The organism is Niabella pedocola (assembly GCF_021044425.1).
In the GTDB taxonomy this organism is placed as follows: domain Bacteria; phylum Bacteroidota; class Bacteroidia; order Chitinophagales; family Chitinophagaceae; genus Niabella; species Niabella pedocola.
The window spans coordinates 246,792-268,192 of the sequence record NZ_JAJNEC010000006.1; the positions used below are offsets into that span (position 1 = coordinate 246,792).

General features: G+C 48.1%; 21 protein-coding genes. 14 read left to right on the forward strand and 7 right to left on the reverse strand.

The window, feature by feature from the left end; translation table 11 throughout:
- Window positions 1-24: 24 nt before the first annotated feature.
- The 3 genes from LQ567_RS20370 to LQ567_RS20380 form a co-directional block, all read right to left on the reverse strand.
- Window positions 25-1,437, reverse strand: coding sequence for a CCA tRNA nucleotidyltransferase (locus LQ567_RS20370; RefSeq protein WP_231007580.1), 1,413 nt, complete (start codon window positions 1,435-1,437; stop codon window positions 25-27).
- Window positions 1,438-2,150: 713 nt separating this feature from the next.
- Entirely contained in the window at window positions 2,151-2,717 is a 567-nt protein-coding gene (locus LQ567_RS20375) for an L-threonylcarbamoyladenylate synthase (RefSeq protein WP_231007581.1), read from the reverse strand.
- 3 nt (window positions 2,718-2,720) lie between these two features.
- A complete protein-coding gene (locus tag LQ567_RS20380) occupies window positions 2,721-3,890 on the reverse strand; it encodes a glycosyltransferase family 4 protein (protein ID WP_231007582.1) in 1,170 nt (389 codons plus the stop codon).
- A 174-nt stretch (window positions 3,891-4,064) separates the two neighbouring features.
- On the opposite strand from LQ567_RS20380, the gene LQ567_RS20385 reads away from it, so the two are divergent.
- Window positions 4,065-4,871, forward strand: a complete 807-nt coding sequence (locus tag LQ567_RS20385; RefSeq protein WP_231007583.1) for a 2,3,4,5-tetrahydropyridine-2,6-dicarboxylate N-succinyltransferase — start codon at window positions 4,065-4,067, stop codon at window positions 4,869-4,871.
- A gap of 68 nt (window positions 4,872-4,939) precedes the next feature.
- Window positions 4,940-5,869, forward strand: a complete 930-nt coding sequence (rsgA, locus tag LQ567_RS20390) for a ribosome small subunit-dependent GTPase A (protein ID WP_231007584.1) — start codon at window positions 4,940-4,942, stop codon at window positions 5,867-5,869.
- Window positions 5,870-6,069: 200 nt separating this feature from the next.
- On the opposite strand, the gene LQ567_RS20395 is transcribed toward rsgA, so the two are convergent.
- Entirely contained in the window at window positions 6,070-6,618 is a 549-nt protein-coding gene (locus tag LQ567_RS20395; protein WP_231007585.1) for a gamma carbonic anhydrase family protein, read from the reverse strand.
- 174 nt (window positions 6,619-6,792) lie between these two features.
- On the opposite strand from LQ567_RS20395, the gene LQ567_RS20400 reads away from it, so the two are divergent.
- The 6 genes from LQ567_RS20400 (at window position 6,793) to LQ567_RS20425 (ending at window position 15,363) form a co-directional block, all read left to right on the forward strand.
- Complete coding sequence (locus LQ567_RS20400) at window positions 6,793-8,277, forward strand: RapZ C-terminal domain-containing protein (RefSeq protein WP_231007586.1); 1,485 nt, start codon at window positions 6,793-6,795, stop codon at window positions 8,275-8,277.
- Window positions 8,278-8,324: 47 nt separating this feature from the next.
- Complete coding sequence (locus tag LQ567_RS20405) at window positions 8,325-9,062, forward strand: nucleotidyltransferase family protein (RefSeq protein ID WP_231007588.1); 738 nt, start codon at window positions 8,325-8,327, stop codon at window positions 9,060-9,062.
- Between the two features lie 602 nt (window positions 9,063-9,664).
- Window positions 9,665-10,576, forward strand: coding sequence for a helix-turn-helix domain-containing protein (locus LQ567_RS20410; RefSeq protein WP_231007589.1), 912 nt, complete (start codon window positions 9,665-9,667; stop codon window positions 10,574-10,576).
- A gap of 77 nt (window positions 10,577-10,653) precedes the next feature.
- The gene (locus tag LQ567_RS20415) at window positions 10,654-11,892 is read left to right on the forward strand and encodes a multidrug effflux MFS transporter (RefSeq protein WP_231007590.1); all 1,239 of its coding nucleotides are present in this window, start codon (window positions 10,654-10,656) and stop codon (window positions 11,890-11,892) included.
- A 134-nt stretch (window positions 11,893-12,026) separates the two neighbouring features.
- Complete coding sequence (locus LQ567_RS20420) at window positions 12,027-13,028, forward strand: aldo/keto reductase (RefSeq protein WP_231007591.1); 1,002 nt, start codon at window positions 12,027-12,029, stop codon at window positions 13,026-13,028.
- 385 nt (window positions 13,029-13,413) lie between these two features.
- Entirely contained in the window at window positions 13,414-15,363 is a 1,950-nt protein-coding gene (locus LQ567_RS20425; RefSeq protein ID WP_231007592.1) for a M1 family metallopeptidase, read from the forward strand.
- A gap of 94 nt (window positions 15,364-15,457) precedes the next feature.
- Here LQ567_RS20425 and LQ567_RS20430 read toward each other — a convergent pair whose 3' ends face one another.
- Both LQ567_RS20430 and LQ567_RS20435 read right to left on the reverse strand, forming a co-directional pair.
- Complete coding sequence (locus tag LQ567_RS20430; protein ID WP_231007593.1) at window positions 15,458-16,120, reverse strand: mycothiol transferase; 663 nt, start codon at window positions 16,118-16,120, stop codon at window positions 15,458-15,460.
- A 52-nt stretch (window positions 16,121-16,172) separates the two neighbouring features.
- Window positions 16,173-16,742 (reverse strand): pentapeptide repeat-containing protein, encoded by a 570-nt coding sequence (locus tag LQ567_RS20435; RefSeq protein WP_231007594.1) that lies wholly within the window; start codon window positions 16,740-16,742, stop codon window positions 16,173-16,175.
- Between the two features lie 93 nt (window positions 16,743-16,835).
- On the opposite strand from LQ567_RS20435, the gene LQ567_RS20440 reads away from it, so the two are divergent.
- From LQ567_RS20440 to LQ567_RS20465, 6 genes are all read left to right on the forward strand, one after another.
- On the forward strand, window positions 16,836-17,411 hold the full coding sequence (locus tag LQ567_RS20440; RefSeq protein ID WP_231007595.1) for an ExbD/TolR family protein: 576 nt from the start codon (window positions 16,836-16,838) through the stop codon (window positions 17,409-17,411).
- A gap of 88 nt (window positions 17,412-17,499) precedes the next feature.
- Window positions 17,500-18,318: an energy transducer TonB gene (locus tag LQ567_RS20445; protein ID WP_231007596.1), complete on the forward strand. Its 819-nt coding sequence runs from the start codon at window positions 17,500-17,502 to the stop codon at window positions 18,316-18,318.
- Between the two features lie 330 nt (window positions 18,319-18,648).
- Window positions 18,649-19,308 (forward strand): phosphatidylserine decarboxylase family protein, encoded by a 660-nt coding sequence (locus LQ567_RS20450; protein ID WP_231007597.1) that lies wholly within the window; start codon window positions 18,649-18,651, stop codon window positions 19,306-19,308.
- 205 nt (window positions 19,309-19,513) lie between these two features.
- The gene (locus LQ567_RS20455; RefSeq protein ID WP_231007598.1) at window positions 19,514-20,149 is read left to right on the forward strand and encodes a peroxiredoxin; all 636 of its coding nucleotides are present in this window, start codon (window positions 19,514-19,516) and stop codon (window positions 20,147-20,149) included.
- Window positions 20,150-20,159: 10 nt separating this feature from the next.
- Window positions 20,160-20,474 (forward strand): thioredoxin family protein, encoded by a 315-nt coding sequence (locus LQ567_RS20460; protein ID WP_231007599.1) that lies wholly within the window; start codon window positions 20,160-20,162, stop codon window positions 20,472-20,474.
- Complete coding sequence (locus LQ567_RS20465) at window positions 20,455-20,700, forward strand: DUF6952 family protein (RefSeq protein WP_231007600.1); 246 nt, start codon at window positions 20,455-20,457, stop codon at window positions 20,698-20,700. The genes LQ567_RS20460 and LQ567_RS20465 overlap by 20 nt, the downstream gene beginning before the upstream one ends.
- Before the next feature lie 119 nt (window positions 20,701-20,819).
- Here the strand turns inward: LQ567_RS20465 and LQ567_RS20470 are convergent, their stop codons facing one another.
- Window positions 20,820-21,398 carry a C40 family peptidase gene (locus LQ567_RS20470; protein WP_231007601.1) on the reverse strand — a complete coding sequence of 193 codons (579 nt, stop codon included), beginning with the start codon at window positions 21,396-21,398 and terminating at the stop codon, window positions 20,820-20,822.
- Between the last annotated feature and the right edge of the window lie 3 nt (window positions 21,399-21,401).

The window sequence follows — 21,401 nt, forward strand, 5'->3', positions numbered from 1 at the left end:
GCCCGGTATTGTTGTTGGCAATTGTCAGCTCTGCACGCCCAGCTCCATTGCTTTTTTCTTCAGAAATTCCAGTCCCGCTTCTCTTGTATTGGGTATTTCACCATCGAGAATGGCATCTTTGAGCGCATCTTTTAAAATGCCTACAGGTTTGGAGGGCGGAAGATTGAACAACTGCATGATTTCAATGCCATCGATGGGAGGCTGCCAGTTCCGGATCTGGTCTTTTTCTTCCACTTCTTTGCACCGTTCGCGTACCAGTTTAAAATTATCCAGGAAACGCTGCACCTTCTTTTTGTTCTTGCTGGTGATATCCGCTTCACAAAGCAGCATCAACGCATCAAAATCTTCACCGGCGTCAAACAGCAGGCGCCGGATGGCAGAATCGGTAATGTCTTCTTTAGATAAACTGATCGGACGGAGGTGTAGCTCTACCAGTTTTTTTACAAACCGCATTTTTTCATGCTGCGGCAATTTAAACTGTGCAAAGATCTTCGGTACCATGCGGCCACCCACTACCTCATGCCCGTGAAAGGTCCACCCGGTTCCTTCTTCAAAACGCTTGGTGGCCGGTTTGGCAATATCGTGCAGGATGGCAGCCCAACGTAGCCATAGATCATCCGATGCGGCACTGATATTATCCAGCACCTGCAGGGTATGGTAAAAATTATCTTTATGCCCGATGCCTTCTTTGAATTCAGCACCAGCCAGTTCCACCATTTTGGGGAAAATGATCCGGAGCAGTCCTGTCTTGTACAGGAGGTCGAACCCTATCGAAGGTTTCGGTGCCCGGATGATCTTGTTCAGTTCATCCGTTATGCGCTCCTGTGATATGATGCGGATACGGTCTTTATTTCTTGTAATAGAAGCCAGTGTTTCCGGCGCAATGGTAAAATTGAGCTGTGTGGCAAAGCGGATCGCCCGTAACATGCGCAGCGGATCGTCGCTAAAGGTTTGATCCGGTTCCAGCGGAGTGATGATGATCTTTTCCTCCAGGTGCTGCTGTCCGTTAAAGGGGTCTACAAGCCGGCCATAGCCCTGCTTGTTCAAACTGATAGCCATCGCATTGATCGTAAAATCACGACGGTTCTGATCGTCTTCCAGGGTGCCCGGACTTACCTGCGGTTTGCGGCTGTTACGCTGGTAACTTTCTTTGCGGGCACCTACAAACTCCACATCAAAACCCGCGGTATGGATATGCGCCGTCCCAAAATTCTTAAAGTAATTCACCTGCGGGGCAGGAACGCATTTGGCGGCTACGGCTTTTGCCAGTTCAATACCGTCTCCAATGGTAACGATGTCTGCGTCTTTTGTAGGCCGGTTCAGCAATTTATCCCGCACAAATCCGCCCACCAGGTAACTTTCCATTTCCAGCTCCTGTGCAGCAGCGGCTACCTTATTGATCATTTCCCGTTCCTGGTCGCTTAGTTGAATATCCATCTGACCGGCAAATATAACGCAGGTTTGAGAATTGAGCATCGGGAAATCGGCTGTACGTTTTCAGCAATCAGTATCAGCTTTCGCTATTTCAGCGCTAAACCGGGTGCTTTGCGCTCGTTGCGGTTAAAATTGAACCGCAATGTTCGCAAAGGTTCCGCGAAGTTCGCTAGGAAATTGAGGCCGTTGTGATATCTGGTTTCATTGCGTCCGTTGCGGCTGCTTTGCGCTCGTTGTGGTTAAGATTGAACCGCAATGTTCGCAAAGGTTCCGCGAAGTTCGCTAGGAAATTGAGGCCGTTGTGATATCTGGTTTCATTGCGTCCGTTGCGGCTGCTTTGCGCTCGTTGCGGTTAAAATTGAACCGCAATGTTCGCAAAGGTTTCGCGAAGCTCGCTAGGAGATTGAGGCCGTTGTGATATCTGGTTTCACTGCGTTCGTTGCGGCTGCTTTGTGCTCGTTGCGGTTAAAATTGAACCGCAATGTTCGCAAAGGTTTCGCGATGTTCCCAAGCATTTGAGGCCGTAGTGATATCTGGTTTTATTGCGTCCGTTGCGGCTGCTTTGCGCTCGTTGCGGTTAAGATTGAACCGCAAGGGACCAACGGTTTCGCGAGGTTCGCAAGCATTTGAGGCCGTTGTAATATCTGGTTTCATTGCGTCCGTTGCGGCTGCTTTGCGCTCGTTGCGGTTAAATTGAACCGGGGGCATACGCCGGATCAACGGATCACCTCCACTTCCCCGTCCTTCCAGCGAATAATGGAGGAGGGCTGGTGCGGTGTATGGTCATCGCGCCGGTGCTCCACGATATAATCCACCTGGTCCCTGATCGTATCGGAGATGGCATCAAAATGGGCGGGCGTGGCTTCTCCGGAAATATTTGCGGAAGTGGAAACGATGGGCTTACCAAAACGTTTGATCAACGCCCGGCAAAATTCATCCCTGCAAATACGTATTGCAATACTGCCGTCCTCGGCCGTAAGATTTTCAGCAAACCCGATCCCGTGCTCATAAATGACGGTGGTCGGCCGCTCCGCAGCTTCCAGGTAGTCGAATAAACTAAGATCTACCGATGCCGTATACTGCATCACATCACGCTCGCCGGTTGCTAAAACGATCATGGCCTTGCTGTCGCTGCGTTTTTTTATGGCGTAGATCTTTGCAACAGCTTCCGCATTGGTGGCATCGCAACCCAATCCCCATACGGTATCGGTTGGGTAAAGGAGCACACCACCCTGCTCCAGTACGGCTACGCTTTTCCTGATATCCTGTTCAAAAGAGTGCATATATTATAAAATCGATTGATAAAGTTTCATTACGTCGCCGGCATACACTTCCGGCCGGAACCGCTGTGCGTTTTCCAGCCCCCTGCTACGCATATCCGCAGCAAAAGAAGCGTCTGTACATATTTTCCGGAAACCGGCGGCCATTGCTTCCGGGCTATCCGGGTCTGCCAGCCACGCGGCGGTACCGGCAATTTCCGGCAAACAGGAAGTGGTGGAGGTGATCACCGGCACACCACCGGCCATTGCCTCAATGATTGGCATACCGAATCCCTCAAAATAAGAAGGGTAAATCATGGCTGTGGCCAATTGATACAAGGCCGGCAGGTCCTCTGTTGCAACAAAAGGCTTCTTTCCGGCCAGGGCCAGCTGCTCCGATAAAAAATATACCCGGTCTTCCAGCTGTACTTCTTTCAGATAGGCGACCACCTTATCCTTAAACCCCCCGTCATTACCCACCACTACCAGCGGAGTGGTGATTTCATTGCGGACCAGGTTCAGGGCTTTACAGATATTCAACAGGTTTTTCCGTTCGATGATGGTGCCCACGTGGAGGAAGAAGGTTTCCGGCATCTGGTATTTTTTCCGCACCGCTTCTTTTTTTTCTTCCGGCTCCATCACCATAAATGCGGGTGCGCAGCTTTGATAGATCACATCGATCTTCTCAGGATCGGTACCGTAGATCTTTACAATATGGCTTTTGGTTTCCTCGCTGATGGCCATGATTTTTGTGGCGTTCCTGCAGGCATAACGCAATTTTGCCCGGTAAATCTTTACGTCAATGGGCTTATACTGTTCGGGATAGATCTCGGGAAACAGATCATGGATCGTTACCACAGAAGGAATACCCGTTTGAGGCAAACCGGCGGGGATTTCATGACTCAGCCCATGATACAGGTCGATGCGCATGCGGCTAAGGTCGTTGGTTACCCAGCGGCTTCTCCAAACGGCACTGAGGAGCCGGTGCAACACCGCCCTGGGTAATACCTCCCGGATATTTTTCTGGTCTGGATGGAACGACTTGCCGGGCCGGGGATTGAACAGGTAATAGGTATGTTCCGGAAACTGATCAGCGAGCAGGCGGATCAGTACCCGGCTGAAAAACCCCAGCCCTGTATTGTTATGATATGCCCTTTTGGCATCGAACCCGATATTCATAGCTGCAAAGAAAGACATTTTTAATGTGGGAAGGTGTGATTTTGATAATTTGAAGATGTGGAAATGGACACCAGGCACCGAGGCATGCACAGGACCTGACGTTGAACTTTAAACATGAAACTTTGAAGCTTAAACTTTAAACGTTCCTCAAAACGCTATCTTTGCGCGAATAAAAAGAACAAAAAAAGGACTATGCAAGACTTGATTACCGCGGCCTGGGCCAACAGGGAATTGTTAAAAGACAGTAAGTATACAGATGCCATTCATGAAGTAATTGCGGCATTGGATAAAGGGGCACTGCGCGTGGCGGAACCCGATGGCCGGAAATGGAAAGTAAATGAGTGGGTAAAGCAGGCCATCTTGATGTATTTTGGTATTCAGAAAATGCAAACCTGGGATGTACCTCCTTTTGAGTTCTACGATAAAATGCTGCTGAAAAAAAATTATAAGGATATCGGTGTGCGGGCTGTTCCGCATGCAGTGGCACGTTATGGTGCCTACCTGGCTCCCAATGTGGTGCTGATGCCGTCTTACGTAAATATCGGTGCCTATGTGGGAGAGGGCACCATGGTGGATACCTGGGCTACGGTGGGCAGCTGTGCGCAGATCGGTAAAAATGTGCACCTGAGCGGAGGTGTGGGAATCGGCGGCGTACTGGAGCCGCTGCAGGCCAGCCCGGTAATTATCGAAGATGGCTGTTTCCTGGGAAGCCGATCCATTGTGGTAGAAGGCGTTATTGTGGAGAAAGAAGCGGTACTGGGTGCCAACGTGGTGTTGACGCAAAGCACCAAGATCATCGATGTAAGCGGTTCTATTCCTATTGAAGGAAAAGGACGGGTACCTGCAAGAAGCGTAGTGATCCCCGGATCGTATGCAAAAAAATTCCCGGCGGGAGAATATCACGTGAATTGCGCACTGATCATCGGTAAGCGAAAGGCAAGCACCGATCTGAAAACCAGCCTGAACGACGCGTTGCGCGATTTCAAGATCAGCGTATAAACGGTTGTTTAAGGTTCAACGTTTGAGGTTCAATGTAACGTTGAACCTTAAACCTTAAACTTGGAACTTTGAAAGCTTTAGTATATAAATCAACCGGTAGCTGGTATATTGTTAAAGATGAAACCGGAAAATTTCACAACGCCCGGATAAAGGGCGTTTTTAAAATTGACGGCATCACCAGTACCAACCCGCTTGCGGTGGGCGATTGGGTAAATATAGAAGCCGAAGAAGGCACGGAAGGATCCGCAATGATTGATGAGATCTTTCCGCGTTTTAATTATATCAACCGGCAATCGCCGCGTGTAAAATACCAGCAGCATATCATTGCCGCTAACCTGGATCAATCCATACTGATTGCTACCTTAAAAGAACCGCGTACCTCCCGGGGGTTTATCGACCGTTTCCTGGTGGTTTGCGAAATGTACCATGTACCGGCCATCCTGCTATTTAATAAAACAGATATTTACAGGGAAAAGGAATGGGCGGTGTATGAAGCACTATCCGCCGTTTACCAGTCGCTGGGATACCAGGTGTATGCGGTCAGCGTAGAAAAACAAAGCGGTCTGGAAACGCTGGGTGCGCTATTGCAGGATAAAACAACGCTGATCAGCGGGCATAGCGGCGTGGGGAAATCTTCGTTAATCAACAGGCTGCTGCCGCAGGAAGGCATCAAAACCCAGGATGTGAGCGGATGGAGCGGCAAAGGGATGCACACCACTACGTTTGCTACCATGTATGACCTGCCGGCGGGAGGCCGGATCATCGATACGCCGGGGATCCGGGAGCTGGCCATTACCAATCTTGAACGCGAAGAACTGTCGCATTATTTCCCCGAGATGCGCGAACGGCTTAAAGACTGCCAGTACAATAACTGTATCCATGTAAACGAGCCGAAATGTGCGGTAAAGCAGGCGGTTGCGGATGGGGATATTCAGGAAGAACGCTATATCAGCTATCTGAATATCCTGGAAAGCCTTAATGAAAATAAGGGTTATTAACCAACCGGCATTCCTGTAAAATCGGCTGTATCAGCATCCATCCCGCACTCCCGGATTTCTCTTTCTGTTTACACATAGATCTTCTAAGGAGCGATTACACGCTTGCTCTATGTTTTTCTCCGCCATATCTCTCGCAGAGCACCCTGCGATGATAATACGCTGTTGTTGTCCCGAACCATATCCACCGGTTCTGTAACGATTTAGGGCTGCTGAACCGGCTGCTCCGCCTCATTCGCATCTTTAAACCAACCGGCGTATTTGATATAATTGTTGGCGATTCGGTCGATTTCCCCGCTCAATAACTCCTGGGAAATATCTTTAATCTTTTTAGCCGGGGTTCCGGCATAAATACTGCCGGGGCTGCAAATGGTGTTTTCCAAAACCACGGCGCCGGCCGCAATGATTGTATTACTATGCACAACGGCGTTATCCATAATGATAGCGCCCATACCAACCAGCACATTATCATGAATGGTACATCCGTGTACAATGGCATTATGCCCGATGGAAACATTATTGCCAATGGTGGTGCCGCATTTCTGATAGGTACAGTGGATCACTACCCCATCCTGTATATTCACTTTATTGCCGATGCGTATAAAATTTACATCGCCTCTTACAACGGTATTGAACCAAAAGCTACAGGCATTTCCTGCAACTACGTCGCCAACGATGGTCGCATTGGGGGCCACAAAACAATCAGCACCCATCTGCGGGTATTTCCCTTCTACTGGTAATATAACAGCCATATAAATTGCTTTCCTGCTAAGGTACAAAAAGGATCATGCGGAACGTAGAAAATGATAAGATTGAGCATTTGAAAATTCCGGCATCGGGTTATCGGTATCCGGTGTGCGGCTTAAATTAAAAAATTTTATATTGATTATTTTACATTCCCCGCAGGGGCTCCCTATTTTTGCTGCATGCAGGATAAAATAGAAAAAATAACCGAACTGTTTCAACAGTGGAACGGACAGAACCCGGATTCCGTGGATGTATTACAGCAGGCGGGCAGCGAACGCCGCTACTTCCGTATCTGGAAGGAAGGACGGTCTGTTATCGGAACCTATGGTGCCAATATCAAGGAAAATGAATCGTTTTTTTACTTTTCGGCACATTTTCAGCAACGGCAGCTTCCGGTTGCCAATATCCTGGCAATCAGTGCAGACAGGGCTTGTTACCTGCAGGAGGATTTTGGAAATGTATCGCTGATCAATCACCTGGAGGAGCAGGGCGAATGCGCGCCCGTGTATGCGCTTTTCAAAAAAAGTCTTGCAGAACTGGCCCGGGTACAGGTGTTGGGAGATAAAGGGCTGGACTATGATAAATGCTTAACCAATAAGGAATTTGGCAAGCAGGCGATTATGGCCGACCTGCTGTATTTTAAATATTATTTCCTGGATGCCTTAAGAAAGCCCTATGATAAACAGGCGCTGATCGATGATTTTGAAGCATTGAGTACATATCTCACGCATACCGACCATAAGTTTTTTATGATGCGCGATTTTCAGAGCCGTAATATCCAGGTAATGGAGGATGGCTCCGTTCATTTTATCGATTACCAGGGCGGTATGAAGGGCGCCCCTCAGTATGATGTGGCTTCTTTACTATGGCAGGCAAGAGCAAATTTGTCAGAAGGCTGGAAGGAAACATTATTGAAAGATTATATGGATGCCGTAGAACCCCTGCTGGACCGGCCATTGAACCGGACGGCTTTTGTAAGCCAGTATAACGGATATGTGCTCATTCGGTTATTGCAGGTATTAGGGGCTTACGGATTCAGAGGATTGTTTGAGCGAAAGGCGCATTTTTTAACTAGCATTCCGCTGGCATTAAAGAATCTGCGGTCCTTTATCCAGAAAAACGCGATGGGAATTTCGGTGCCGGAATTTGATAAAGTGCTGCAGCTTTGCATTGCAGATGAAATCATCGAACAGTTTACACCCGTGCAGGCCACGGAAACAACGCCGCTGGTAGTAAAAGTATCCAGCTTTTCGTTCAAAAAAGGTCTTCCGGCTACAGATGAAGAAAATGGTGGCGGATTTGTATTTGACTGCCGTGGCATCTTAAATCCGGGAAGGATCGGAAGCATGAAAACAAAGACCGGCCGCGATAAGGAAGTGATACAGTACCTGGAGCAGCAGACAAAAATGCCGGAGTTCCTGCACAGTGTTTTTGATGTGGTAGACATCACCGTGGCCGATTTTATTAAGCGTGGATTCGACAGCCTGATGGTAAGCTTTGGATGTACGGGCGGACAGCATCGCAGTGTATATGCTGCAGATGCATTGAACCGGCATCTGAAGAATAAATTCAAAGTAAAAGTAGAACTGAACCACTGGGTTCAGGATGCAAAAAACTGGATCAACGAAGCCGTGAACAACGATCCGGCGCAGACAGCAACATAAACGGCAACCCGTTTCAGCAATTCAATGGAAGTGTATAAATGGAGATCATGACGAACAAACAACCCGTTAACCAGGCGCTTATCTTCTGTGCCGGCCTGGGCACGCGTTTTAAACCCTGGACGGATCAGCATCCGAAGGCCCTGGCGGTGATTAATGGAAAAAGCCTGTTACAGCGAAACATTGAATATTTACAGCAATATGGCATTACGCGGGTCATAGTAAATGTACACCACTTTGCTGATCAGATTGTAAACGCGGTTGAAAAGAACAGGGGCTGGGGTAGCGAAGTGCTGATCAGCGATGAAACCGATGCGGTGTTGGAAACCGGCGGCGGCCTCCTCAAAGCAAAACCGCTCTTTACTCCGGGTGCACCCTTTCTTACCTGTAATGCAGATATTCTTACGGATCTGGACATCCATGCATTAACGCAATTTCACCAGGAAAATAATGCGCTGATTTCAATGACGGTTAGTGAGCGGAAAACATCCCGTTACCTGTTGTTTGATACGGAAAATACGCTTTGTGGCTGGCGCAATATCAGTACCGGGGAAGAGCGCATTTCAAGAACAACGCCGGTAATGCTGCAGCGGGCGTATGACTGTGTAGTGGCTTTTGATTACGGCGTATTTGAACAGATGCCCTTTACCGGCAAGTTTTCACTGATCGACCTGTACCTGCACCTGGCAAAGACGCATACCATAAAAGGACTTCCGCATAAAGACGATCGCTGGGTGGATGTGGGCAAGCCGGAAAGTGTAGCCGTGGCCGAGGCCATGTTCCCCTGATACTCAACGAGAGACCGGCCGCCACAGACGCACTGATTATTTAGTCATTTAAAGCTTAGTGGAAAACGAGTAAAGCAATCTGCGGATCAGCGGCCTTCAAAAAAGCACATAACGTCGGGTTCATCCAAGATATTATTATAGGGCCGCAGATGCGATGATTATTTAGTCATTTAAAGCTCAGCGGAAACGCGTAAAGCAATCTGCGAATCAGCGGCATTAAAAAAGTACATAACGTCCGGCTCTTCCAAGATATTATTATAGGGCTGCAGATGCGCTGATTATTTAGTCATTTAAGCTCAGCGGAAAACGTGCGAAACAATCTGTGAATCAGCGGCATTAAAAAAAAGTACATAACGTCGGGTTCTTCCAGGATATTATTATAGGGCTGCAGATGCGCCGATTATTTAGTCACTTAAGGTTCAGCGGAAACGAGTAAAGAAATCTGCGAATCAGCGGCGGTGCCTGAACGCTCTAAATAAAGTGTACAAAACGTACCGGCGCCGTCCAGGAGCACACAAAGTAGCGTCCGGAACGTATTGAATGACTTCCTGGCATATTGGCCTTTGCCTCTCCGTTTTGTTTGATTTCTGTAACTTTGATCAATGGAAAAGCCAGAAACCGTCGAAGCGTTTTATAAACGGATCAATCATAATACCTCCAGGCTCTCCCTGCATAATGTAGGCCTGGGTCTGGGGCATTTCAATATCTTTCCAAGATCATTCTGTTCCCCGCATACCAGTTATTCCAGGCGCGATTATTACAAAGTTTCGTATATCATCGGCACCGGAAAATTGTATTATGCCAATCAGTGGATCTATATCGACCGGCCCGCACTCATGTTCTCCAATCCGCTGGTGCCCTATTCATGGGAGGCGGAATCTGCAGAGCAGGGGGGATGGTTCTGTTTGTTCACCGAAGAATTTATCCGGCACGATGAGCGGATGATCAGCCTCCAGGACGCTCCTTTGTTCAAGGCCGGCGCCCGCCCGGTTTACTTTTTAAATGAGCAACAGCAGGAGGAGATCGGCAATATCTTCCGGAAAATGCAGCAGGAACTGCAGTCGGACTATGTGCATAAGTTCAGCGTATTACGCAATTATCTGCACCTGGTAATCCATGAGGCTATGAAATGGAGTGCTACAGACCGGTTTGAAAAGCCGGTCAATGCCAGTGCCCGCATCACGCATTTATTCCTGGAACTGCTGGAACGCCAGTTTCCCATCGATGCGCCCGATCTTACATTACAGCTACATACCCCGCAGCAATATGCTCACCAGTTGTCTGTGCATGTCAACCACCTCAACCGGTCGGTGAAGGAAACTACGGGTAAAACCACCTCCGCGCTTATTTCAGACCGTGTACTAAAGGAAGCGGTAGCCCTTTTAAGGCATTCCGACTGGAATATTTCAGAGATCGCCTATAGCCTCGGGTTTGAATATCCGGCGCATTTTACTAATTTTTATAAAAAGAAGACGGGTCAAAGTCCCGCAGCCCAGCGAAAGGCAATTGTTTGATTTTTGTAAGTAATGGTTTGATTGGGGTAACCCCAAAACAATCAGGCCCCTCTAATTTTGTGGTGTAAAACAACCACATGATTCCAACGCAATCAATGATAGCCCGTCAGCAACAACCCGGTGTAAAACGGCTGCAGGAAAAGAACAAAAAAGCAGCAACCCTGATCTCGTTTTTGCTCATTCCGCTGTCCGGACTGATCACGGATATCTATATCCCTTCCATGCCGCATATGGCGCAGGAACTGCACCGGCCGGAAGGAGCCATTCAGCTTACGTTAACTCTTTTCCTGGTTAGCTATGGCCTGGCACAGTTTATTACCGGCAGCCTGATCGACAGCTACGGCCGGTTTCGCCTTACACTGGTTTCATTGGTGGTTTTTATTGCCAGTAATTTTGTGATCATTTTTACCAAACAGATCGAACTCATATATGCTATGCGCATCGTACAGGGCATTACCACCGGGTTTATCATTGTGGCCAAACGGGCATTTTTTGTGGATGTATATGAAGGGGAAGAACGGAAACACTACCTCAGCCTGATGTCCATCGTCTGGTCTTCTGCACCGGTGATCGCACCGTTTATCGGCGGCTACCTGCAGCTGTATTTTAACTGGCAGGCCAATTTCTATGTGCTGGCCATTTACGGCACATTGATGTTGATACTGGAATGGATCTTTTCCGGAGAAACGGTGCCGGTATACCGTTCTTTTAAATGGAATGCGGTATTGAAAGACTACCGGTTTATGATGCGTAGCCGCACATTTGCCTATGGCTTGCTGATCTGTGGCCTGTGTTACGGAACCACAATGATCTTTGGTTTGGCGGGGGCGTTTATTATCGAACACCAGATGCATTATTCATCAGTGGTGGCAGGGTATGGCGCCCTGGTAATGGGCCTCGCCTGGATGTGCGGCGGCTTCCTGGGAAAAGCCAGTTTAAACAAGGCCTTCCTGCCCAAGTTAAGAAGGAGCAACGCCGCGCAGCTGCTGTTTACCATCGGGATGATCGTAACAGCTATATGGCTTCAAAACCTCTATACACTGTTACTCTTCGCATTCCTCATTCATGTATGCGTAGGGTTTATCTTCAACAATTATTTCGCCTATTGCCTGGGAAGATTTCCACAGATGGCGGGCCTGGCCAGCGGACTGAGCGGAGGTGCCAACTTTATTGTTACAGCGGTTACCAGTTACACCGTTGTAGGAATTTTGCGTCCGCAGTCGCAGGCAGTACTGGGGTATGGGTACCTTGCTATGGGGGTCATCGCGTTGCTGATCTTACAGTTGCTGGTCAAAAAACAACAGGAGCCGGTTTAAACCCGTATTTATTTTTATGGCGCCGGCTGCAGTACAGGTGGCGGCCGGGTTGCTACGCTCAGTTCATCGTTCCCCTAACGATCGCTGAAAACAGTTTACTGAACCACCTATCAATGCTCACTAAATAAAAAAATATGCAATACAGAAAATTAGGAACAACAGGAGAAAGCCTTTCCGCTGTCGGACTGGGTTGTATGGGCATGAGCTTTGCCTATGGCCCTACTGATGATGCCGAAAGCATTGCTACATTGCACAAGGCGCTGGACCTGGGCATTAACTTCTGGGATACGGCAGATATGTATGCCAATGGAGCCAACGAAGAACTGATCTCCAGGGTGCTTGTGCCCAACCGTGATAAGGTATTTATTGCAACTAAATTCGGATTCCGGTTTAAGGATGGGGTTGCGGGGCCCAGCAGTGCAGGCGGCACATATTTCGACGGCCGGCCCGAATGGCTGAAACAGGCGGTGGACAAGAGTTTGCAGCGGTTAAAGATTGACACCATTGATCTGTACTATGCCCACCGGATTGACCCCAATGTGCCGGTTGAGGAAATGGTAGGTGCCATGGCCGAACTTGTAAAGCTGGGGAAAGTACGTTACCTCGGGTTGAGTGAAGCCTCGGCAGCCTCCATCCGGAAGGCGCATGCGGTACACCCGATTGCAGCGTTACAAAGTGAATATTCCATTCTTACGAGAGATGTGGAAGGCACCATCCTTAACACGGTCCGGGAACTGGGTATTACACTGGTACCATATTCACCGCTGGCAAGAGGCCTGGTAACCCACACCCTGGATACCAGCACACTGGCAGAAAATGATTTCAGACGAACATTGCCCCGTTACCAGGAGGCCGTGGCAGATAACAATAAGCGGCTGGTGGAAGCATTTGCTGCTTTGGCATCGGATAAAAATTGTACACCGGCGCAGCTGGCCCTGGCCTGGGTGCTGGCGCAGGGCAATGACATCATCCCCATTCCCGGCACCAAGAAAAGAAAATACCTGGAGGAGAACGCCGGTGCCGTGGATGTTGTTTTAACCACAGCAGACCTGGATGCGATCGACGCGCTGGTAAAAAAATATCCGGATACCGGTGCCCGTTACAGCGAAGGCGCCATGAAGCTGGTAAACCATTAGTACGACCAGCCGCGGGTCAGCTCTGTAAGATTTTGAAAACCTTACAGAGCTGGCTTTTTGCCTGTTTTTAATATATGCCTGATCAACCTGTGCATTCATAAAATCCTATGGAGCGCTTTGGGTTTGTAAAGAAACGTTAATATCCTGTAGCCTTGTTGCAACGGAACTGTTACCCGCCGTCTTCATCGCAAAGCTTAAAACAATGCGTGTATTAATCTTTCTGGCGCTGCTTCCGTTTGCATGCCGGCTGAAAAAGCAGTATATCGGTCATATTCTGTAAACGGACCTTTTGTACAGTCCTGGAGCAGTTTGTCATATTTTGCCGGGTGCAAATGGCAAAAGAGCTATTATTTTGCTATTTTCATCCGGTAAATATTGATATTATATGAAGAAAAGCAGCCTGCTGGCGATTTTTACGCTGGCATTCGTTTTTGTTGAGGCACAATCCAAATACAGTCATACGGAAGCATTTGCCCCCTTTTTCTATCCGTCACCGGGCAATGAGTACCGGAGCGCATCCGGGGAGCCCGGCCCCAAATACTGGCAGAACCGTGCTGATTATACGATCAGCGCCACCCTCGATACGGCAGGTCATACCGTTTCTGCAAAAGTAGAGATCCTGTATACCAACAATAGTCCGGATAATTTAAAATTCCTTTGGTTGCAAACAGATCAGAACGCATACCGGAAAGATTCCCGGGCAACCGCCACTACAACCGCCTCCGGCGGGCGCTGGGCCAATGCTATGTTTACCGAAGGCGAGGTGATCCGGTCGGTAGCAATTGAAGAAAATGGCAAAAAGTATACACCGGAATATACCACCACCGACACCCGTACACAGGTATGGTTGGGCAGTCCGCTCAGGGCTTCCGGTGGAAAAATAAAACTGACCATTGAGTATGCCTTCCAGATTCCGGAATACGGCAGCGACCGTATGGGAAGACTCAATACAAAGAACGGATGGATCTATGAGGTTGCCCAATGGTTTCCGCGGATGGCCGTGTACGACGATATCCAGGGGTGGAATGTGCTTCCCTATCTCGGGCAGGGTGAGTTTTATCTGGAGTATGGGGATATCAATTTTAATATCACCGCTCCGGCCAATATGATCGTTGTAGGCTCTGGTGAGTTGCTGAACCCCGCTGAATGTTTTACTCCGGAAGAAGCCAAGCGGTATGCCGCCGCAAAACTCAGTGATAAAACAACGATGATCCGCGATGCCGCAGCAATCGGAAAAGGGGGCATCAGTGCAAAAAAAGGACAAACCACCTGGAAGTTCAGGATCCAGAATACAAGGGATGCGGCCTGGGGCGCATCTGCTGCATTTGTACTGGATGGTGCAAAAATAGACCTGCCCAGTGGTAAAAAATCGCTGGCATTAAGTGCCTACCCCGTTGAGTCTATCGGGGCCAATGGCTGGCAGCGCAGCACCGAGATGGTAAAGGGATCGCTCGAATTTTACTCCCGGCAGTTGTTCGAATTCCCCTACCCGGTAGCTACCAATGTAGCGGGTATTGTAGGCGGAATGGAGTATCCGGGTATTGTATTTTGCAGTTATAAGGCAATGGGCAGCGAACTTTGGGGCGTAACGGATCATGAGTTCGGGCATACCTGGTTCCCCATGATCGTGGGCAGCAATGAACGCAAGTATGCCTGGATGGACGAAGGGTTTAATACCTTTATCAACGACCTGTCCAGCGCAGCGTTTAATAAAGGTGAATTTAAAAAACAGAGTTATTTTGATGATCCGGCAGCTGCCAAAACCGTTCAATCTATTTTCGCTGATGCCAGTGATATTCTACTTACCGAGCCGGATGTGGTGCAGCAGGCCAACCTGGGAAATACAGCTTACTTTAAGCCATCATTAATGTTGCATGCGCTCAGGAATACGGCGCTGGGTGAAAAACGATTTGATGCCGCCTTCCGGGAATACATCAGCCGGTGGGCATTTAAGCATCCTACTCCCTGGGATTTTTTCCGTACAATGGAGAACGTGGGTGGAGAAGACCTGGGCTGGTTCTGGAGAGGCTGGGTGTTTAATAACTGGAGAATTGATCAGGCGGTGCGCGGTGTAAAATATAAGAATGGGATACCTGCCAATGGTGCACAGATCACCCTTGAGAACCTGGAGCAGATGCCCATGCCGGTAACCGTCCTTGTAAAGGAAAGCAATGGAAAGCAGCAAACCATTAACCTGCCGGTGGAGATATGGCAACGTGGCAACGCATATACGTTTGAGGTAGCTACCACCACACCGGTTACAGAAGTGACCATTGACCCCGATAAAAAAGTACTGGACTGGGACCGGACTAACAATACCTGGATCCGGAAATAAAGAATAAGAAATAATGAAAGCGGCTGCTTTTTAATAGAGCAGCCGCTTTTTATTGCAGCGGAGGAAGCTGCTGTTATCTGAAAGAATGCGCATGTTATTCTGATGAGGGTTTACTTCCCGGTAACCTGCTTTTTAAGAACGCAATCTGACCCCGGTGATTCGACTCGTGCTCGCATACATGAAACCATTTCCAGTAGGTATTCAGCGGGCGGTCTGGTTTCGACCATTTCGGATCCACCGCCATCAGCCAGGCGTCGTCTTTTTCTTTAAATGCGGCCAGCGTCTTGCTTCTTACTGCTGCAATCAGATCCAGGTAATAACCAATATCGTTGCCTTTAATTTCCTTACGGCCTTTATCGCCCAGTTCCATAGGAGCTTCCCATAGCTTTTTTTCCTCCGCGTTAAACTCCTGGCGACCTTCAAAGGTGTTGATCTGGTAAAATGTTTCCGTAGCACCTAAATGCATAACCAATGCCGCAATGGTATTCGCATGGGGATCAAAAAGAAAATCGATCTGTTCCCTGTTCAGTTTCTGCACGGCCTGGATTACCGTGTACCGGTTATAGTTCAGCATCGATACAAGAGTTCCGATCTGCGGGGTATAACCCTTTACCGGCCCGATTGTAAAAAGCGCTTCATCGTTTGGTGTACGGCTGTGGGGTATACCTGCCGGCGCTGTCAGGGGCAACAAGGTGCCCAACGTACATACTGCGCTGTTGATAAGAAAGTTTCTGCGGTTGGATCGAAGGGGTTGCATGGTGTATAAGTTTAGAAATGAGTAATAATAACCCCTTACAAGGTACAATAAATTACCTAATAATAATACCATACTTATCCAGCAACCCGGCAATATGCGGGAGACTGAAAACAGCTTTTTTGATCTTGTTGGTTTCCGGGTTGATCCGGTAATGATATGCACTGGAAAGATCCGCTTTTTCAAGGTTGGTGTTTTCAAACCGGGCACCGGAAAGATCACAGTTGCTGAATACAACGGCACTGCAATCGGCATCCACGAAATCTACTTCCTGCAACAGGCAATCCTGAAAAGAAATATGTTTCATTTTTACGCTGTAAAAAGAGCTCAGGGTAAGCGTGCTGTTTTCAAACCGCGGAGAAAATAAAAAGGTGTTTGCTTCTTCAAAATGCACACCCACCAGTTTGCAATTTTTGAACACCGTATCCCGGAAAGAAGCCTGCCCGATTTGCACTCCGCTAAGATCACAATCTTCAAAACAACAGTCGATAAAGTTGACGGCAGAGAGATCAGAAGCTGAAAAAACACAACCCTTAAACCGGCACCCCTCATAATCGCCTTTGGGCAATACCTTTTGAACATAGTCCTGCTTCTCGTAAACCATATCTTCAAAATATCGGCTCATATCTTTTTGATCAAAGATAGCTTTTCAAAAAACGGGAAATAAAAGTTTATGGAATCCGGAAGGCTTCTGGTCTAATAGGTAAACGCATACACTATGAGTAGCATGGAAACCATTCTGGAGCCCGTTGGCCGCAAACGCAACAGGGGCGCTGGTTTTAGCCGGTCCGGCATCAGAATCGATATGACGCCGATGGTAGATCTGGGCTTTCTGCTGATCACGTTTTTTATTTACACAACTGCGATGAGCGATCCTTCTACCATGGATCTGTTTATGCCCAAGGATGGGCCGCCGGCGCCAACAGCAGCTTCCGGCGCATTAACGATCCTGGTCGGGGATCATGGAAGGCTTGCTTATTACGAGGAGCAGCTGCAGCCGGACGCATCCAACCTGCATCCGCTTACACCGGTTACATTGCGCACCACGCTGATACGCAAAAAGAAAGCAGTGATGGCGCAGTATGTGCCCGATCCGGCTTGCGAAGCAAAGGCGCGGGCGGAACATCGCTCACCGGAAACATGCCGCCAGGGCAAACTGATGGTCATCATAAAGCCGGGTAAAAATGCCGATTACAAAACGGTGGTGCAGGTGCTGGATGAAATGCTGGTCAACCGTATCGCACGCTATGCGCTAACGGCACCGGATGCAGAAGAACTGAAGTACATTCCCTGATAGATCGTAAGGGTACTGATACTCCCTTTTCTGAACGGCGGTTCGGGAACGGGCCCCGCTATGCATTTTAATAACTAAAACATAAACGATGGAAACAACAAAAATCCTGTCGGCTTCTTTCCTCGACATTTTGTTTGATGGAAGAAACAAAGCCTATGGCGCTTATGAATTACGGAACACCTATAACCGCCGGTTGATAAAAGCACTGGGTGCCACCGGGTTGATCATTGCTACTTTTATGGGGGCTTCCGCTTTGAAAGGTGCCGAATCCAAAAAGGCACCGGTTCCTATTATAAGCCACGTTGTGGATCTTACCAAAATAGAGGAACCGGAAAAAGCAGAGCCGCCGGCGCCACCACCTCCCAAACTGCAGGAACCTAAAAAGATTGCAACTACACAATTTGTAATTCCCAAAATTGTACAGGACAAAGAGGTGGTAACACCACCGCCTACGCAGGACGACCTGGCGGATGTAAAGATCGGGTTGAAAAATGTTGAAGGAGAGAAATTGGGGAATATTGCGGTGCCACCGGATGGTCTTCCAGACGGGAAGGGGATCTTAGACGTGAAACCAAAGGAGAAAATACCGGAAATCTTTGAAATCGTTCAGGTGGAGGCTAGTTATCCCGGAGACTGGCTTCGGTTTCTGACAACGAACCTCCGTGGTGAAATACCGGTAGATAATGGAGCAACCCCGGGCAGATATCAGGTTCTGGTGCAGTTTGTGGTAGATGTAAACGGAACGGTAAGTGATGTTAAGGTGCTAAAAGATCCCGGTTTCGGTATGGGCGCGGAAGCGATCCGGGTAATTAAAAAGTCGGGAAAATGGAAAGCGGCTATTCAAAATGGATATCCGGTAAAGGCCTACCGGAAACAACCGATCACCTTCGAAGTATTGGATCAATGATAGCCGGATGGAGTGCTGGTTGCTTCGATCTGTTAAGGAAATTGATGGCGGTTTAAATACCGGCTGGTCCATGATGCTCATTTTCAGTAATGTGGATCAGGGATATTAAACCATCTGCAGGAACCGGGGAGCTGTTGCCCCGGTTTTTTGCGGGCTTGCGCTAAAATCCGGGAATATTTAAAAAATGGTTAGAAAGTTGAATTGGTCATGAAAACAGTTAACGGTTGTCTGTTCAGGAAAAGTTGAGGGCAGGTCGATCTTTTAGGAGGCAGAGGACAGATCATAAAACCTCGCAGCTTTTGCGTAATTTTGCGGCCTAAATAAAAACAAATGACATTACACAGGGAAGGCCGGGCCACCATAACCATTAGTACGATATTGTTTTTAATCGTAAGTTTTGTTTTTTACTATTTCCTGTTTGAGGCATATCCGGTTATTTTCTGGATCCTCGAAACGGCATGGATCGTGGTATTTGCATTGATCATTTCATTTTTCAGGATTCCCGGACGGAATTATACCATGGACGACACCGCGGTGATTGCTCCCTGCGACGGCAAGGTGGTGGTGATTGAGGAAGTGGAGGCTGATGAATATTTTAAAGATCGCAGGATACAGGTATCCATTTTTATGAGCCCGCTGAATGTGCATGTGAACCGCAACCCGGTAAATGGCGAGATCGTATATAACCAGTACCACAAGGGAAAATACCTGGTGGCCTGGCACCCGAAATCTTCTACGGAAAATGAGCGGCATTCCAATGTGTACCGGCATAGCAGCGGAAAAGAGGTGCTTACCAAACAAATTGCGGGCGCATTGGCCAAACGGATCGTAAACTATAACCAGGTGGGTAAAAAGGTAAAGCAGAACGAGGAAATGGGATTTATCAAGTTCGGTTCCCGGGTAGACCTGCTGCTGCCGCTGGATGCAAAAATAAATGTAAAGATCGGTGATGTAGCAGTAGGAGGCGTAACCGTGGTTGCCCGCTGGTAACAGGCAGGAAAAATTTAAGCTCCGTGCGTTACCCGTACGGAGCTTTTTTTATGCGGTGTGTCGTGGCGTCTATATCAAATGATGTTTTATAGATTTTATCTATGGGCTATAGAAACTATCATTTGAAGCACCTTGCTTTTTGTGGTACTTTTGCACCGCAATTGAAAAACATAAATCATATTTCATAAACTATAAAACAGAAAGTATGCCTTTAGTAGGAAAGAAATTCCCAAGTGTGGCCATTGACGCGATGTCTGAGATGGGAGATACGTTGAAGATCGATGTATACAAAGAAGCCGTAGAAAATAAAAAGAAAGTATTGTTATTCTGGTATCCCAAGGATTTTACGTTTGTATGTCCTACAGAATTGCACGCTTTTCAGGAAGCCATCCAGGAGTTTGAAAAGCGCAACACAATCATTATCGGAGCGTCCTGCGATACAGCGGAAGTGCATTTTGCGTGGTTAAATACACCTAAGGATAATGGAGGAATTGAAGGCGTAACCTATCCGATTCTTGCAGATACACACCGTTACCTGTCGGGTGAACTGGGTATCCTGGATGCTGATTATGAGGTAAACGATGAAACCGGTGAGGTAAAGCTAAGCGGATCCAATGTCAGCTACCGCGCTACCTATCTTATCGACGAGGAAGGCAAAGTATTTCATGAAAGTGTAAATGATATGCCTGTGGGACGGAATGTTCAGGAATACCTGCGGTTGATTGATGCCTATGCCCATGTGCAAAAACATGGAGAAGTGTGCCCGGCAAACTGGGAGGAGGGTAAAAAAGCGATGAACGCTGATCGTGAAGGCGTGGCTGCTTATTTTAGTGAGAATTAAAAAAAAGATTATGTACGTAGAATTGAGTGAAGATAATTTACAGCAACTGGTAGCCGATAATGAAAAGGTGATGGTGCAATACGGTGCTGGTTGGTGCGGCAACTGCCGGATCATGAAGCCCAAGTTTAAAAAGCTGGCCAGCGAAAATGAAGGTGTTGCTTTTATTTATGTGGACGCCGAAAAGTTGCCCGAATCCCGCAAGCTGGCGAAAGTAGACAACCTGCCCACTTTTGCGGCCTTTAAGAATGGTCAGTTGTTAAACCAGGTGCAAACGAACCAGGCTGCATCTTTAAATGAATTATTTAATGAAATTACCAATAATTAGGAAATTATACCAGGCGGCTCCTCCGGAGAAGTTGCAGGCAACAGTAGAAGTGCTGGAAGCCTTTTCTGAGATGAATATAAAAGATGAAGAGCTGGATGTTGCCGGTGAGCTGATCACCAACCTGTGCGGTGCCATTGAGGTGCATGAACTGGTGAAGAGCGGCATGCGGGAGTCGGATGCACTGAATCATTTTTCAAAAAAAGTGCTGGGATCGATAGACCGCTAAGGTGGTTATTACAATTGTTTTTTAAGCATCCTGTCAAAAGCAGGATGCTTTTTTATGTGTTACAGTGGATTGTTGCGCTGTCCTGTATCCCTTATGGGTTAAGACAAAAGAATGATTCCTTATTGCAGCACCCGGATGATCTTTACAAATTGCTTTTTGTAATAACCCGAAAAGGTAGAGATGATAACCCCGGTGCCGCTGCCTGCGGCATGAATAAAGTTCAGCGGCTCTTTATTGGAAGTAATGATCCCGATATGCCCGATCCTGCGGCTGTTTTCTCCCCTGAACAGGATGAGGTCGCCGGGTAATGCCTTTTGCGGACTTACTGCCGTGCCCACATATTCATAATCATAAGAGCTGCGGGGCGATTTTACATGGTAATGCCGGAAAATATGATAGAGGAAACCGGAGCAGTCGAATCCTTTCCCCGGATCGGCCGACCCGTATTTATACGGAGTACCCAGGAAGGTTTTGGCATAGGCGGTAAATTCCCTGCGATCGATAGGCAATGGCCGGTCCATCGACAGGGCCATGGTGGCATCAGGAGTACGGGTACCTTGCTCGGAAGGATTGGCCGTTGCAGAGCCGGAAGCCGGAGTGTTAACAGGCGCCGGGGAACGCCTGCCTTTTTTTGAAGCGGTACAGGCGCTCAGCGCCAGCAGCAATATCAGAAGGAGCCGTAAGGACGGTTGTGTCATCGT

What these genes read in the sequence shown, in the direction of transcription:
- LQ567_RS20420 (WP_231007591.1), top strand. Translation starts at nt 12,027, where the DNA reads ATGCAATACAGAAAATTAGGAACAACAGGAGAAAGCCTTTCCGCTGTC.
- LQ567_RS20445 (WP_231007596.1), top strand. Translation starts at nt 17,500, where the DNA reads ATGGAAACAACAAAAATCCTGTCGGCTTCTTTCCTCGACATTTTGTTT.
- LQ567_RS20430 (WP_231007593.1), bottom strand. Translation starts at nt 16,120, where the DNA reads ATGCAACCCCTTCGATCCAACCGCAGAAACTTTCTTATCAACAGCGCA.
- LQ567_RS20435 (WP_231007594.1), bottom strand. Translation starts at nt 16,742, where the DNA reads ATGAGCCGATATTTTGAAGATATGGTTTACGAGAAGCAGGACTATGTT.
- LQ567_RS20380 (WP_231007582.1), bottom strand. Translation starts at nt 3,890, where the DNA reads ATGTCTTTCTTTGCAGCTATGAATATCGGGTTCGATGCCAAAAGGGCA.
- LQ567_RS20455 (WP_231007598.1), top strand. Translation starts at nt 19,514, where the DNA reads ATGCCTTTAGTAGGAAAGAAATTCCCAAGTGTGGCCATTGACGCGATG.
- LQ567_RS20395 (WP_231007585.1), bottom strand. Translation starts at nt 6,618, where the DNA reads ATGGCTGTTATATTACCAGTAGAAGGGAAATACCCGCAGATGGGTGCT.
- LQ567_RS20385 (WP_231007583.1), top strand. Translation starts at nt 4,065, where the DNA reads ATGCAAGACTTGATTACCGCGGCCTGGGCCAACAGGGAATTGTTAAAA.
- LQ567_RS20450 (WP_231007597.1), top strand. Translation starts at nt 18,649, where the DNA reads ATGACATTACACAGGGAAGGCCGGGCCACCATAACCATTAGTACGATA.
- LQ567_RS20415 (WP_231007590.1), top strand. Translation starts at nt 10,654, where the DNA reads ATGATTCCAACGCAATCAATGATAGCCCGTCAGCAACAACCCGGTGTA.
- LQ567_RS20465 (WP_231007600.1), top strand. Translation starts at nt 20,455, where the DNA reads ATGAAATTACCAATAATTAGGAAATTATACCAGGCGGCTCCTCCGGAG.
- LQ567_RS20440 (WP_231007595.1), top strand. Translation starts at nt 16,836, where the DNA reads ATGAGTAGCATGGAAACCATTCTGGAGCCCGTTGGCCGCAAACGCAAC.
- LQ567_RS20375 (WP_231007581.1), bottom strand. Translation starts at nt 2,717, where the DNA reads ATGCACTCTTTTGAACAGGATATCAGGAAAAGCGTAGCCGTACTGGAG.
- LQ567_RS20400 (WP_231007586.1), top strand. Translation starts at nt 6,793, where the DNA reads ATGCAGGATAAAATAGAAAAAATAACCGAACTGTTTCAACAGTGGAAC.
- LQ567_RS20410 (WP_231007589.1), top strand. Translation starts at nt 9,665, where the DNA reads ATGGAAAAGCCAGAAACCGTCGAAGCGTTTTATAAACGGATCAATCAT.
- LQ567_RS20460 (WP_231007599.1), top strand. Translation starts at nt 20,160, where the DNA reads ATGTACGTAGAATTGAGTGAAGATAATTTACAGCAACTGGTAGCCGAT.
- LQ567_RS20405 (WP_231007588.1), top strand. Translation starts at nt 8,325, where the DNA reads ATGACGAACAAACAACCCGTTAACCAGGCGCTTATCTTCTGTGCCGGC.
- LQ567_RS20470 (WP_231007601.1), bottom strand. Translation starts at nt 21,398, where the DNA reads ATGACACAACCGTCCTTACGGCTCCTTCTGATATTGCTGCTGGCGCTG.
- LQ567_RS20370 (WP_231007580.1), bottom strand. Translation starts at nt 1,437, where the DNA reads ATGGATATTCAACTAAGCGACCAGGAACGGGAAATGATCAATAAGGTA.
- LQ567_RS20425 (WP_231007592.1), top strand. Translation starts at nt 13,414, where the DNA reads ATGAAGAAAAGCAGCCTGCTGGCGATTTTTACGCTGGCATTCGTTTTT.